This window comes from Enterobacter sp. NFIX59 (genome assembly GCF_900113755.1).
Taxonomy (GTDB): domain Bacteria; phylum Pseudomonadota; class Gammaproteobacteria; order Enterobacterales; family Enterobacteriaceae; genus Enterobacter; species Enterobacter pseudoroggenkampii.
The window spans coordinates 1,671,432-1,684,739 of sequence record NZ_FOQN01000001.1; the positions used below are offsets into that span (position 1 = coordinate 1,671,432).

The following is a 13,308-nucleotide window of genomic DNA, read 5'->3' on the forward strand; positions in this document are numbered from 1 at the left end:
GGCAACATAAATGATTGCCGCTACAATCCCGGCCGTTTAAAGTACGCAAACGTGAACGCAATCGATTACGCGTGTGAGAGATATGTGAAACAACACATATTTTTGTGAGCAGGGATTCCTATAATAGGCACCGCAGAAACACGAAATATTTAGAAACGCAATTCGCGCATTTTTCACTCCCGGAAGGGAATTTCAATCAGTGGCATGATTATGAAAAAAACATTACTCGCAGCTGGCGCCGTGCTGGCACTTTCTTCCTCTTTCACTGTTAACGCAGCGGAAAACGATAAACCACAATACCTCTCCGACTGGTGGCACCAGAGCGTTAACGTGGTCGGCAGCTACCACACGCGCTTTTCTCCGAAGCTGAACAACGACGTTTATCTGGAATACGAAGCGTTTGCTAAAAAAGACTGGTTTGATTTCTATGGCTATATCGATATTCCTAAGACCTTTGACTGGGGTAACGGTAACGACAAAGGTATCTGGTCCGACGGTTCCCCGCTGTTCATGGAAATCGAACCGCGTTTCTCTATTGATAAACTGACGGGTACCGACCTGAGCTTTGGTCCGTTCAAAGAATGGTATTTCGCCAACAACTATATCTACGATATGGGCGATAACAAAGGCAGCCGTCAGAGCACCTGGTACATGGGTCTGGGTACAGATATCGATACCGGTCTGCCAATGGGCCTGTCTCTGAACGTGTATGCTAAATACCAGTGGCAGAACTATGGCGCTTCAAACGAAAACGAGTGGGATGGCTACCGTTTCAAAGTAAAATACTTTGTGCCAATCACTCAGGTTTGGGGTGGCCAGCTGACCTACATCGGCTTCACCAACTTCGACTGGGGCTCAGATCTGGGTGATGACAAGAACCGTACCAGTAACTCTATCGCGTCCAGCCACGTTCTGGCCCTGAACTACGATCACTGGCACTACTCTGTCGTCGCGCGTTATTTCCATAACGGCGGCCAGTGGAAAGGTGGGGATACCGTTAACTGGGGTGAGGGTGACTTCACGTCTAAATCAACCGGTTGGGGTGGCTACCTGGTTGTAGGTTACAACTTCTAATCAGTGTGGGTTTCGCCCGGTGGCGCTACGCTTACCGGGCCAACGATCCGAATGCAGGCCGGGTAAGGCGTAGCCGCCACCCGGCTTTTTACTGCTTAACCTTCCGCAAAAAATCTGCCAGAGACCTGTCCGCACTTTCGCTAAACCTCCTTTCCGTAGTCACAATATTGAGGCACCGGTCGAGCCGGAAACAGCGATAGTCATCGCGCCGTTCACACCACGCCGCCAGCAGCCAGCGCTCTCCCCAGAAGAACAGCCCCAGCGGCTGAACCTCACGATTAGACAGCTGTCCTGCTTCATCACGGTAATGCAGCGCCAGCACCTGTTGGGCGGAAATCGCCTGATGAATCCTGTCAAAGTCGCTGCGGGAGTGGCTTTGCATGCAAAAATCCGGGGCGTAGATCCGCGTCTGCTCCGCCTTTCGACGACTCTCCTCGGGCAGGATAGCCAGCACCTTTTCCTGAGCCGACTCCAGCTCGCGCGACAGCGATTCGCCTCCCCAGGTTTTGAGCAGGCGAATCGCGACGATCAGCGCCTCAGATTCCTTATTTGTCAGCATCAGTGGCGGCAGGTCAAAACCCGACATCAGCCGATATCCGCTCCCTGCCTCACCTTCCACCGGCACACCGGAAAGCGACAGGTCGCGGATATCGCGGTAGACCGTGCGCTCGGACACGCCAAGCCGGTCCGCCAGATGCGCTGCCGTTGTCAGACGCCTGCCCCGCAGGATCTGCACAATCTGAAACAAACGGTCAGCGCGTCGGGTCATATATTATTCCGTTCTCAGGCAGGTTGATGGAGGCCGACGCGGTTACCCTCGCTGTCGGTAAACAATGCGATAGTGCCAATGCCATGCGGCAGTTCCAGCGGGCCAAACACGCACTCGCCGCCCGCAGAGGCGATGCGATCGAGCGTGGCCGCCAGATTGTCAGTATGCAGGTAAATAATAGCGCCCTGCAAAGACGGTGTAACGCCGTCAAATTTTGCCAGAGCCCCGCCGGTACCCGGATCCTCATGTGGGAAAACGGCCAGCTCAGCGCAGTCCATTTTCTCGCGACGCAGCGCGAGCTGCATCACTGGCTCATAAAATTTGATAGCGCGATCCATATCCGTGACCGGAATTTCAAACCAGTTAATTACGCTTTTCATACATCCTCCTGACTCTTGTTTGGGTTCGAAAAGAGTCTACGACAGGGCTCCTGACAGCATACTGTCAGGAGTGTTTGTCAGGAGCAGATAAAAAAAATCCCGGTCAACAGACCGGGATTTCGATAACGCGCTAAACGTCGCTTTACGGCAGAATGGACGGCTGATCCGCCCCTTCTTTCTCAACTTTCTGCTGGAGCAGGTGCTCGCGCTTCATGCCGAGTTTCAGAGCCAGTGCAGATGCAACGTAGATAGACGATGCAGTACCGATGGTGACACCAATCAGCATGGTCAGCGAGAAGCCTTCCAGTACCGGACCACCGAAGAGGAACAGCATCAGGATCACCATCAATGTGGTACCGGAGGTGATCAAGGTACGGTGCAGCGTCTGGGTCAACGACACGTTAAAGATTTCGTACGGCGTACCGCGACGGATCTTACGGAAGTTTTCACGGATACGGTCAGAAACCACGATACTGTCGTTCAGTGAGTAACCGATAACGGACATCAGGGATGCCACAATCGTCAGGTCAATCTCAATGTGGAACAGCGACAGTATGCCCATGGTGATCACCACGTCGTGCGCCAGGGCGATAACCACACCGGCCGCCAGTCGCCACTCAAAGCGGAAACCGACGTATACCAGGATGGAGATCAGCGCCACCAGCAGCGCCATCGCGCCGGTCTGGGCCAGGTCAGCACCCACGCTTGGGCCGACGAACTCAATACGCTTAACCGCCGCGTTCTGGCTGGTTGTTTCGTTAATCACGCTAACAACCTTACTGCCCAGCTCCTGGCTGCCGTTAGCATCGTGCACCGGCGGCATACGCACCATGATGTCGCGGCTGCTGCCGAAGTTCTGCAGCAGCGGCTCTTCAAAGCCCGCTTTCTGCAGAGACAGGCGCATCTGGTCCATATCGACCGGTTTTTCCAGGGAGATCTCGATAACCGTACCACCGGTGAAATCGAGACCCCAGTTAAAGCCTTTCACGCCCATAATGACGATGGACAGAATCAGCAGGAAACCTGAAATGCCGAAGGCCCAGTAGTCCCAGCGCATAAAGTCCCAGACTTTACGGCCGTGGTTCAATTGTTCAACAGTATATTCCTGTGCCACAACGCACTCCTCAGATAGACAGCTTTTTGACGCGCTTGCCGCCGTACAGCAGGTTCACGATGGCACGGGTGCCGACAATAGCGGTAAACATTGACGTTGCGACACCAATACCGGTTGTAATCGCAAAGCCTTTGATCGCGCCAGTACCCACTGCATACAGGATAAGAACCTTAATCAGTGTTGTTACGTTCGCATCGAAGATGGAGCTGAACGCCCCTTTATAGCCTTCATCAATCGCCTGCTGAATAGAGCGACCGTTGCTCAACTCTTCTTTGATACGTTCGTTAATCAGTACGTTGGCGTCGACCGCCACCGCAAGGGTCAGGACGATACCCGCAATACCCGGCATGGTCAGCGTGGCCCCCGGCAGCAGGGACATAATGCCGATGATCAGCACCAGGTTGGCGATCAGCGCGGAGGTCGCAATCAGACCAAACTTCTTATAGAAGAAGATCATGAAGAGGATAGAGACAACCAGACCGGCCAGACACGCTTCCAGACCCTGCTGGATGTTTTGCATACCCAGTGTTGGACCAATGGTACGTTCTTCAACAATCTGAATTGGCGCAATCAGCGCACCGGCACGCAGCAGCAGGGAGAGCTGACGCGCTTCGTTCGGGTTGCTAATACCGGTAATGCGGAAGCTGTTACCCAGACGAGACTGGATGTTGGCGATGTTAATCACCTCTTCCTCTTTCACCAGCACCGCACGACCGTTTGCATCTTTCTTACCGCTGTCTTTGTACTCCACGAACAGGGTCGCCATCGGCTTGCCGATGTTGTCCTTGGTGAAGTTAGACATGATGTTACCACCCGCGCTATCCAGCGAGATGTTAACCTGCGGCTGGTTGTATTCGTCCTGGCTCGACGTGGAGTCGGTGATGTGATCACCGGTCAGAATCACGCGTTTGTACAGCACAACTGGCTGACCTTCGCGAGTCTGTTTCACTTCGGAGTCACCCGGAATACGCCCTGCGGCTGCAGCGGACTGATCGACGTTGGAGTTCACCAGACGGAATTCCAGGGTTGCAGTCGCACCCAGAATCTCTTTCGCACGCGCAGTGTCCTGGATACCCGGCAGTTCAACCACGATACGGTCAGCACCCTGACGCTGTACCAGCGGCTCAGCCACGCCCAGTTGGTTTACACGGTTACGCAGAATGTTGATGTTCTGCTGAACGGCATATTCACGCGCTTCTTTCAGACGCGCATCGGTCATCACCGCGCGCAGCTGGTTACTGCCCTGAGAGGTGATTACCAGGTCACGGTGACGTTGGGTCAGGTAATCTACAGCCTGATCGCGCGCCGCACTGTCGCGGAACGTGATGCTCATGCCGTAGTTATCTTCTTTACGCACGGTGGTGTAAGCGATGCCTTTTTCACGCAGATCGCTGCGCAGGCTGTCGATATTCTGTTCCTGCAGCTTGCCAAGCGCGGTATCCATATCCACTTCCATCAGGAAGTGAACGCCGCCACGCAGGTCAAGACCGAGTTTCATTGGCTCTGCTTTCATCGCAGCCAGCCAACGCGGGGTTGCAGGGGCAAGGTTAAGCGCCACGACGTATTTGTCACCCAGCACGCCCATCAGCGCTTCGCGAGCGCGGAGCTGCGTGTCGGTGGTGTCGAAGCGAGCAAGAATTGCACCCTCTTCCAGAGCCACAGACTTAGCGGTAATTTTTTCTTCTTGTAACGTTTTCTGGACCTGGATCAGCGTTTGCTCACTGGCGGCGACACCGCGCGCGCCAGTGATTTGAACAGCCGGATCCTCACCATACAGGTTGGGAAGCGCGTACAGCAGGCCGACGAGAATCACGACGACCAGCATGATGTACTTCCACAAAGGATAACGGTTTAACACGGCAGTTCCCTTTGGGAAAAGTTGGGATTACAGCGCCTTCATGGTGCCTTTCGGCAGAACGGCAGCTACGAAGTCACGTTTGATGACCACTTCAGTGGTGTCGTTCAGGGCGATAGCAATGTAGCCGTTTTCAGCCACTTTGGTTACGCGACCGACCAGACCACCGTTAGTCAGTACTTCATCGCCTTTCGCAATGGAGTTCATCAGGTTTTTGTGCTCTTTGGTGCGCTTCTGCTGTGGACGCAGGATCATGAAGTAGAAGATCAGACCGAACACAACCAGCATCAGAATCAGAGACATCGGGCTGCCCTGCGCTGGAGCACCTGTTGCCGCTACCGCATCAGAAATAAAAAAGCTCATTCAAATTCCCTCATTATTAAAATTAATCAACGTTCAACGGTGGAACATCCCGCCCCTGACGTTGGTAGAAATCGGTCACGAAGCTCTCTAATTTACCCTCTTCGATAGCCTTACGTAAACCAGCCATTAAGCGCTGATAATAACGAAGATTATGAATGGTATTGAGACGCGCGCCCAAAATCTCGTTACAACGATCGAGATGATGCAGATACGCGCGAGAATAATTGCGACAGGTATAGCAATCGCACTCGGAATCGAGCGGGCTGGTGTCACTCTTATGCTTCGCGTTACGGATTTTCACCACGCCATCGGTAACGAACAAGTGGCCGTTACGCGCGTTGCGGGTTGGCATGACGCAGTCAAACATATCAATGCCGCGGCGTACGCCTTCAACCAGATCTTCTGGTTTACCCACGCCCATCAGGTATCGTGGTTTATCCGCCGGGATTTGCGGGCAGACATGTTCCAGAATACGGTGCATGTCTTCCTTCGGCTCACCCACAGCCAAACCGCCGACAGCGTAGCCATCAAAACCTATCTCTACCAGACCTTTAACAGAGATATCGCGTAAATCTTCGTAAACGCTGCCCTGGATAATGCCGAACAGCGCATTTTTGTTCTGCAGAGAGTCAAAACGGTCACGGCTACGCTTCGCCCAGCGCAGGGACATCTCCATAGAGCGTTTTGCGTAGTCCCAGTCCGCCGGGTACGGCGTACATTCGTCGAAGATCATCACAATGTCAGAGCCGAGATCGTACTGAATCTCCATCGACTTTTCGGGATCGAGGAAAATCGGATCGCCGTTGATCGGGTTACGGAAGTGTACGCCCTGCTCGGTGATCTTGCGGATATCGCCCAGGCTGAAGACCTGGAAGCCACCGGAATCGGTCAGGATGGGGCCTTTCCACTGCATGAAATCGTGCAGATCGCCGTGGAGTTTCATGATCTCCTGACCCGGACGCAGCCACAGGTGGAAGGTGTTGCCGAGGATAATCTGTGCGCCAGTGGCTTCTACTTCTTCCGGCGTCATCCCTTTTACGGTGCCGTACGTGCCCACAGGCATAAACGCGGGGGTTTCCACCACGCCGCGATCAAACACCAGGCGACCGCGACGCGCGCGACCGTCGGTGGTATCGAGTTCAAATTTCATTTTTTCTCCGACGTCAGAAAAACAGTCCAACGTTGTAAAACGGTGCCGCGGACTTATTCCCCGACACGCTCATTCAAAGCCAGCGGATTGTACGTGATAAACATCGCGTCCCCGTAGCTAAAAAAGCGATATTTTTGTTCTACCGCAGACTTGTAGGCATTCATCGTATGCTGATAGCCCGCGAACGCGGAAACCAGCATAATCAGCGTCGATTCAGGCAGATGGAAGTTGGTCACCAGCGCGTCAATCACTTTGTACTGGTAGCCCGGGTAGATAAAGATCTGCGTATCGCCAAAGAACGGCTCAATAAGATCGTTCTTCGCCGCCTGCGCGGCGCTCTCCAGCGAGCGCACAGACGTCGTCCCGACCGCCACGACGCGGCTACCGCGCGCTTTCGCCGCCAGCACCGCGTCCACCACATCCTGAGGCACTTCAGCATACTCAGAGTGCATGATGTGGTCTTCAATGCTGTCCACGCGCACCGGCTGGAAGGTCCCCGCGCCGACGTGCAGCGTCACGAACGCCATCTCCACGCCCTTCGCACGCAGTTTTTCCAGCAGCGGCTCATCAAAATGCAGGCCCGCGGTCGGCGCAGCGACGGCACCCGGTTTCTGGCTGTAGACGGTCTGGTACAGCTCGCGGTCGGCCTCTTCGTCCGGACGCTCAATATATGGCGGCAGCGGCATGTGGCCGATGGCGTTCAGGATATCGAGCACCGTGCGCTCGTCGTCAAACGCCACCTCGAACAGCGCGTCGTGGCGCGCGGTCATGGTCGCCTTGATGCTCTCATCATCACCCAGCAGCAGCTCCGCGCCCGGCTTCGGCGCCTTAGAAGCGCGAATATGTGCCAGAATACGTTTATCATCGAGCATACGTTCGACCAGCACTTCAATCTTACCGCCGCTGGCTTTACGGCCAAACAGGCGCGCCGGGATCACGCGGGTATTGTTAAAGACCAGCAGATCGCCAGGGTTGAGCTTGTCGAGCAAATCGGTGAAAGTACCGTGCGTCAGCTCGCCCGTTGGCCCATCCAGTGACAGTAAGCGACAGCTGCTGCGCTCAGGCATGGGATAGTGAGCAATCAGGGATTCAGGTAGTTCAAAGGAGAAATCGGCGACGCGCATGACGTATACTCGTGACTTAAAAACAGGCGGCATAGTCTAGTGCTCACACCCTTTTGCTGCAACAACTAGCCGCCCCCGGACAAATAAAACGCATGAATTTTCTCGCTCACCTGCATCTCGCGCACCTTGCTGACAGCTCCCTCTCGGGCAATTTGCTGGCCGATTTCGTACGCGGTAATCCCGCAGAAGACTACTCCCCTGAGGTTGTCGACGGGATTTTTATGCACCGCCGCATCGACGTGCTGACGGATAAGCTGCCGGAAGTGACGGAAGCCAAAGCCTGGTTCCGCCCTGAAACGCGCCGCGTTGCCCCGATCACGCTCGACGTGATGTGGGATCACTTCCTGTCGCGCCACTGGGAACAGCTGTCGCCGGAGATGCCGCTGCCGGCGTTTGTGCGCTATGCCCACCAGCAGGTGTCGATCATTCTGCCCGACTCGCCGCCGCGCTTTGTGAATCTGAATAACTATCTGTGGTCGGAACGCTGGCTGGAGCGCTATCGCGAGATGGACTTTATCCAGAACGTGTTGAATGGGATGGCGAGCCGTCGCCCGCGGCTGGATGCGCTGCGCGACTCCTGGTATGACCTGGATGAACATTACGATGCGCTGGAGACCCGATTCTGGCAGTTTTACCCGCGCATGATGGCGCAGGCGAAAAACAAACAACTTTAATGGAGATTGGATTGATAGGTAAAAGCTGGCGGAACGATTGTCACCACCTCTTTGTCTTATCCATGAACACTCTCTATACTGGCTCGCGTTGCGTTCCAAATAACCTTAGTATCTACAGGAGAATCATATGGTTCTGGTAACTCGTCCGGCTCCGGATTTTACAGCTGCAGCAGTTCTGGGCAACGGTGAAATCGTTGAAAACTTCAACTTCAAACAGCACACCAACGGTAAAGCGACCGTTCTGTTCTTCTGGCCAATGGACTTCACTTTCGTTTGCCCGTCTGAGCTGATCGCTTTCGACAAACGTTATGAAGAATTCCAGAAGCGTGGCGTGGAAGTTGTTGGCGTCTCCTTCGACTCTGAATTTGTACACAACGCATGGCGTAACACCCCTGTCGACAAAGGCGGCATTGGTGCGGTGAAATACGCAATGGTTGCGGACATCAAACGCGAAATCCAGCAGGCTTACGGTATCGAACATCCGGACGCTGGCGTTGCGCTGCGCGGTTCCTTCCTGATCGACGCAAACGGCATCGTTCGTCACCAGGTTGTGAACGATCTGCCGCTGGGTCGTAACATCGACGAAATGCTGCGCATGGTTGACGCGCTGCAGTTCCACGAAGAGCACGGCGAAGTGTGCCCGGCTCAGTGGGAAAAAGGTAAAGAAGGTATGGCTGCTTCCCCAGACGGCGTGGCTAAATACCTGTCTGAGAACGTATCCAGCCTGTAATCGGCACGGTTTACGAAAAAGGCCCGCTTATGCGGGCCTTTTTTTATGCCTTACGCTGCGTCTCTCGCCAGATGCGCCAGGCCATGCCCGCCAGCAGGATCACCCCCGCAATCAGCACGCCCCACACCAGCAGGGCGTTCATCCTGCTCTCTCGCTCGGCCGCAGAAGTGGCAGTCAGGCGCCCCTCGCCGCCTAACGCAACATTATCCACAATGTCGGCCTGCGGCAGGTTCGCCATAGCATAGGTCTTGCGCAGGTCGGCTGGGATCAGCATGCCGGGCTCCACGCTGGCAGGCTTTGCGGCGCCGTTACCCCAGGCGAGCACGTACGGCGCTTTCCCCTGGGCGTTGAACACCAGATCGTAGCGGTCACGATGTCCCGTGACGCTAGGCAGGTATTCTGGCAGACGCGCATTCAGCGTCGTGATTTTCACTGCCTGCACCAGGCTCCCGTTAAGCGAAACCGGTGGCGACGTTTTTCCCTCAAGACGGTAAAGGACCTCTTTTTTCAGGGGGTGCCATGCGTCTTTTTCCGTACTGCGCCACGCTATCTCCACGGGAAGGACGCCATCACCGTTCAGCGAGATGCTGACAGCACTCAGCGGCTGCGGGCGCGCCCAGCGCCACTGCGCTTCGCTTGTCGATAGCTGCTCCCCTTCCCCCTCAAGCTCGACCGCTTCCGGGGTCGCCTGGGCAGGTGCGATGATTGCGTTAACGCCGGTCAAGGTTATCCCCTGGCTCTGCGCGTTCAGCACCACCATGAGATAGCGATTCGCATCGGGAGATAAAACCGTATCGGTATCGATCCGATCGAGCTTAAGACGATCCTGGCCGCTGACGGCGTCAAGCAATGGCATATCCTCGCGCAGGGTATACCAGCGCTTAAGATCCTCGCTGTAATAGACCGACGCCGTTCCCTGCCACGGCGTCTGAGGAGAATTCCAGAGCAGCTGCAGCTGGGATATGGCCATCTCCCCCGTAGCCTGCTCCGGCAGGGTCAGCAGATAATGTTGCCCGGCTGCGGCGGCTTTTTGCCCCTCCAGCACAATCTCAACGCCGTTTCCGGAGCGGAGCAGGATCTTATCGCTATCACCGGATCCTTGCGAAGCCGCAAGCGGCGAGGCATCCAGCGGGAAGAGGCGCAGCGCCGTGGATTGCACTGACGCCTGCGGACGCGTCGCGCTGACCAGGCTGAAGGGAACCGGCTCGCCCGACTGGTTAAAGACGCGGACATCATGCAGATCTGGCGACGTGCTTTGCTCATAGACGGCGAGCGGCAGCATCACCCGATACCACTGGGAAGGAACAGACGTATCAAGTGAAAGACCAAAAGCATAGTCCCGGGGCGATTCCGTTTGTCCCTCGTCGCAGAACGCCGGGCCGGAAAGCGCCAGCAGCGCGGTACACGCTACCGCTTTCATCCATTTCATTTTTCATCTCCTGTTTTGGGCGGTAGCGGTGAGAAATACCCCACAATCAGAACCAGTATCGCCACGCCGATAAACGCTACCGCGCGCGACAAACCGCCTCCGCCCGCGCTGTCCACCAGCATCAGTTTAACCATTACCACACCCAGCAGCGCGGCACCGCAGAGCCACTCCTGCCGGGAAGCCCGACGGGTAGCATGGATCATGACCACCAGCGCGCTCAGCATCCAGAACAGGGCGAAGCTGGTCTGGATAAGCCGCGAATCCCACAGCGATGCCATATTCCAGGCCACGTCGCCGTACCAGGCCAGGGCGCGCATCAGCGCACCGTTAAGCCACCAGAAACCAAACGCCATGAGCGCGACGGCAGGCCACGGGCGCGCTTGCGCAAGCCACGCCGGGTAGTAACGATCCACCGCCCGATAAAAGACGACCAGCCCCAGCAACGCGAACGCCGCGCCTTCCTCAAGCGGGTTCACCAGCGGCAGCCAGGTCTGACGATAGACCACGCCGTCCTGGAAATTGGTCACCACCAGCAATACCAGCAGCGCCACGACTACAGGAATCGGTGCCAGGCAGGCGTAGAGCGCAGGCCACTCCCGGAATGGCCACACGCGACGCCGTACCGCAGCAGAGAGCGCCATAATCACCCCGCCGCCTGCGGCCATCGCTAAACCGCTACCCCAGGCCGCCATGCCCCAGGGCAGAGACCGGGCAAACCAGTAAAGCTCGGCGGCCAGCGCCAGTAAAATCATCCAGAAGAGCGACAAATGCAGCCCCATTGCGATGCGTGGCAGGAGTCTTTCACCGTCGCGCCGCAGCAGTACCAGCGCGGCAGGAAGCGCAACGCACCAGGCCAGATTTGACCAGCCAGCGGAGACGATCTGCTGGTGCCAGAGCTGATAACCCACCATCAACAGCATAATCGGCCAGAGCAGCCATTTGCTGGCATCCAGTTCCCGCCACGCCAGACGAGCGGCCACCTGCCGCCAGCCCCAGACCGACGCCGCCGTCAGCGCCAGCACGCCCGCCAGAATCGGTAATTCCTGCGTCAATGCCAGCCGCGATGCGCCCAATAGCGCCACGAGCCAGAACAGCAGCCCGCCAGCCAGCAGCGCCCAGCTGACCGGCAGGAAGAGAGTCCGCCACAGCCAGCCAGCCGCCAGCCAGCAAAGGCTGAGGATGGCGAAGATCAGCAGCAGACTCAGCGACGTAACGCCGTTCGTTTGTGCCCACAGCGCGCTGCCGAGCGCCAGCACCAGCAGAGCCGTCCCGCTATAGCTCATGCGACGCTGGTGCTGCTGCACGCCCAGCCAGAGGATACCCAGCCCTTCCAGCGCCCAGGCCATCGCCGTCCAGCGCGCTGACAGCGCCAGCGGAATGGCGAGCGTCGCGAACCCGCCGCCGATAGCCAGCGCCGCCATGACCAGCGGTCGTCCGAGGGAGGGATAGCGCCGCAGCGCAAGGAACGCGAGGGTAAGATAAAATGCGCCGTATCCCAGCGCACTCAGGGCCGGGCCATATTCCCAGTGCCGGGTCATGCCGTACTGCATCCCAAAACCGATCAGCGGCGGGGCAAACAGCAGCACGCCGTCAATAATCTGCTTCCCTTTCTCCTGCGCCCGCAGCGACAGCGCCACGCTCAGGACGCCGAATATCAGCGTATTGGCAATCAGGAACAGCTGGCAGACCCAATAGTCTTCAGGCTGGTAGTCATTCAGCCCCCACATGCCGCCCACGCCGAACGTGAACAGCAGCCCGAGCAGGTTCAGCTCGCGCCAGTGCTGCCAGATGCTGATAGCGAGAATGCCGATAGACAGCAGGAGATAGAAAGAGAACAGCGCGACAAAACTTCCGCCTCCGGTAGACAAGAGGAGCGGCGCAAGATAGCCGCCGAGGCTCGCCAGCATGGCAAGGCTCAGTGCCTTCTGCAGCACCGCCAGCCCGACGCTCGCCGCGCAAATCACCACCAGCAGCGCAAAGGCCAGCGTCATCGGCAACATTTGCCAGAGCCGGAAGGCGCCAAACACCGTCAGGTAGAGCACGCCGGTCGCCCCGCCCTGGAGGATCAGCGCATAGACGCGCTGCCTGTGCCGCAGCCGCCACCCGACAGCCAGCAGAACGATGGCAAACAGCGCCGTTGCCACGAGGCGCAGCTCAAGCGGGAACAGGGAATGTTCCACGGTATAGCGCAGCAGGAATGAAAGACCAAGGAAAAGCAGCAGGATCCCAAGCTTCGCCAGCGGGTTACCCTGCATGAACCAGCGCACCAGCGACGTCAGGATGCCGCCAAAAGCCGAAGGCTGTTTTGCCGCAGGCGCCGGGGCCGGTTCTGCCACGGCAGCGGGAGTATCGGGGCGCCAGGGGTCGACAGGCGCGGGAGCGTCCTCAACCACCGGCGCGGTCACAGGCGACGGCGCCGTGGTCTGCACCGGCTCCGGCGCGTCCTCAGGCACGCCGCGCTGCTCAAGCGCCTCAATGCGCTGGCGCAGCCGGGCAATCTCCTGTCGCGCCGCCGTACTTCGATTAAAGCCTATAACCGCAAGCACGGGTGCCACCACCAGCGCAAATACCAGGAACAAACAGCCAAGGATGTAAAGCTCGTCCATGTTTCCACCTTCACCGTAAACGATCCGTTAAGATTGACAC

At 57.1% G+C, this 13,308-nt stretch carries 12 protein-coding genes; 3 read left to right on the forward strand and 9 right to left on the reverse strand.

Annotated features, from left to right (window positions below):
* The first annotated feature begins 210 nt into the window (after nt 1-210).
* Nucleotides 211-1,074: a nucleoside-specific channel-forming protein Tsx gene (locus BM007_RS08160; protein WP_024906806.1), complete on the forward strand. Its 864-nt coding sequence runs from the start codon at nt 211-213 to the stop codon at nt 1,072-1,074.
* A gap of 88 nt (nt 1,075-1,162) precedes the next feature.
* Here the strand turns inward: BM007_RS08160 and BM007_RS08165 are convergent, their stop codons facing one another.
* The 7 genes from BM007_RS08165 to queA all read right to left on the reverse strand — a co-directional run bounded on the left by BM007_RS08165 (nt 1,163) and on the right by queA (nt 7,829).
* Nucleotides 1,163-1,843 carry a helix-turn-helix transcriptional regulator gene (locus BM007_RS08165; RefSeq protein ID WP_048992545.1) on the reverse strand — a complete coding sequence of 227 codons (681 nt, stop codon included), beginning with the start codon at nt 1,841-1,843 and terminating at the stop codon, nt 1,163-1,165.
* A 14-nt stretch (nt 1,844-1,857) separates the two neighbouring features.
* Complete coding sequence (locus BM007_RS08170; RefSeq protein ID WP_032646150.1) at nt 1,858-2,223, reverse strand: VOC family protein; 366 nt, start codon at nt 2,221-2,223, stop codon at nt 1,858-1,860.
* A gap of 142 nt (nt 2,224-2,365) precedes the next feature.
* Nucleotides 2,366-3,337, reverse strand: a complete 972-nt coding sequence (gene secF, locus BM007_RS08175; RefSeq protein ID WP_024906803.1) for a protein translocase subunit SecF — start codon at nt 3,335-3,337, stop codon at nt 2,366-2,368.
* Between the two features lie 10 nt (nt 3,338-3,347).
* Nucleotides 3,348-5,195, reverse strand: coding sequence for a protein translocase subunit SecD (gene secD, locus BM007_RS08180; protein WP_090418045.1), 1,848 nt, complete (start codon nt 5,193-5,195; stop codon nt 3,348-3,350).
* A gap of 27 nt (nt 5,196-5,222) precedes the next feature.
* On the reverse strand, nt 5,223-5,555 hold the full coding sequence (yajC, locus tag BM007_RS08185; RefSeq protein WP_003859109.1) for a preprotein translocase subunit YajC: 333 nt from the start codon (nt 5,553-5,555) through the stop codon (nt 5,223-5,225).
* A 22-nt stretch (nt 5,556-5,577) separates the two neighbouring features.
* Entirely contained in the window at nt 5,578-6,705 is a 1,128-nt protein-coding gene (tgt, locus tag BM007_RS08190; RefSeq protein WP_003859110.1) for a tRNA guanosine(34) transglycosylase Tgt, read from the reverse strand.
* Between the two features lie 53 nt (nt 6,706-6,758).
* The gene (gene queA, locus BM007_RS08195) at nt 6,759-7,829 is read right to left on the reverse strand and encodes a tRNA preQ1(34) S-adenosylmethionine ribosyltransferase-isomerase QueA (protein WP_032646148.1); all 1,071 of its coding nucleotides are present in this window, start codon (nt 7,827-7,829) and stop codon (nt 6,759-6,761) included.
* 92 nt (nt 7,830-7,921) lie between these two features.
* Between queA and acpH the strand changes: the two genes are divergently transcribed.
* Together acpH and BM007_RS08205 are read left to right on the forward strand one after the other, a co-directional pair.
* Nucleotides 7,922-8,503 carry an ACP phosphodiesterase gene (acpH, locus tag BM007_RS08200; RefSeq protein ID WP_024906800.1) on the forward strand — a complete coding sequence of 194 codons (582 nt, stop codon included), beginning with the start codon at nt 7,922-7,924 and terminating at the stop codon, nt 8,501-8,503.
* A gap of 127 nt (nt 8,504-8,630) precedes the next feature.
* Nucleotides 8,631-9,233, forward strand: a complete 603-nt coding sequence (locus BM007_RS08205; RefSeq protein ID WP_008503347.1) for a peroxiredoxin — start codon at nt 8,631-8,633, stop codon at nt 9,231-9,233.
* A gap of 43 nt (nt 9,234-9,276) precedes the next feature.
* Here BM007_RS08205 and BM007_RS08210 read toward each other — a convergent pair whose 3' ends face one another.
* Together BM007_RS08210 and BM007_RS08215 are read right to left on the reverse strand one after the other, a co-directional pair.
* On the reverse strand, nt 9,277-10,662 hold the full coding sequence (locus BM007_RS08210) for a DUF3999 domain-containing protein (RefSeq protein ID WP_090418048.1): 1,386 nt from the start codon (nt 10,660-10,662) through the stop codon (nt 9,277-9,279).
* A complete protein-coding gene (locus tag BM007_RS08215; RefSeq protein WP_090418050.1) occupies nt 10,659-13,268 on the reverse strand; it encodes a DUF2339 domain-containing protein in 2,610 nt (869 codons plus the stop codon). The genes BM007_RS08210 and BM007_RS08215 overlap by 4 nt, the downstream gene beginning before the upstream one ends.
* Nucleotides 13,269-13,308: the final 40 nt, after the last annotated feature.

Excerpts from the sequence above, each read along its gene's own strand:
- BM007_RS08160 (WP_024906806.1), top strand. The coding sequence starts at position 211 with ATGAAAAAAACATTACTCGCAGCTGGCGCCGTGCTGGCACTTTCTTCC.
- yajC (WP_003859109.1), bottom strand. The coding sequence starts at position 5,555 with ATGAGCTTTTTTATTTCTGATGCGGTAGCGGCAACAGGTGCTCCAGCG.
- BM007_RS08170 (WP_032646150.1), bottom strand. The coding sequence starts at position 2,223 with ATGAAAAGCGTAATTAACTGGTTTGAAATTCCGGTCACGGATATGGAT.
- queA (WP_032646148.1), bottom strand. The coding sequence starts at position 7,829 with ATGCGCGTCGCCGATTTCTCCTTTGAACTACCTGAATCCCTGATTGCT.
- BM007_RS08165 (WP_048992545.1), bottom strand. The coding sequence starts at position 1,843 with ATGACCCGACGCGCTGACCGTTTGTTTCAGATTGTGCAGATCCTGCGG.
- BM007_RS08215 (WP_090418050.1), bottom strand. The coding sequence starts at position 13,268 with ATGGACGAGCTTTACATCCTTGGCTGTTTGTTCCTGGTATTTGCGCTG.
- acpH (WP_024906800.1), top strand. The coding sequence starts at position 7,922 with ATGAATTTTCTCGCTCACCTGCATCTCGCGCACCTTGCTGACAGCTCC.
- tgt (WP_003859110.1), bottom strand. The coding sequence starts at position 6,705 with ATGAAATTTGAACTCGATACCACCGACGGTCGCGCGCGTCGCGGTCGC.
- BM007_RS08210 (WP_090418048.1), bottom strand. The coding sequence starts at position 10,662 with ATGAAATGGATGAAAGCGGTAGCGTGTACCGCGCTGCTGGCGCTTTCC.
- BM007_RS08205 (WP_008503347.1), top strand. The coding sequence starts at position 8,631 with ATGGTTCTGGTAACTCGTCCGGCTCCGGATTTTACAGCTGCAGCAGTT.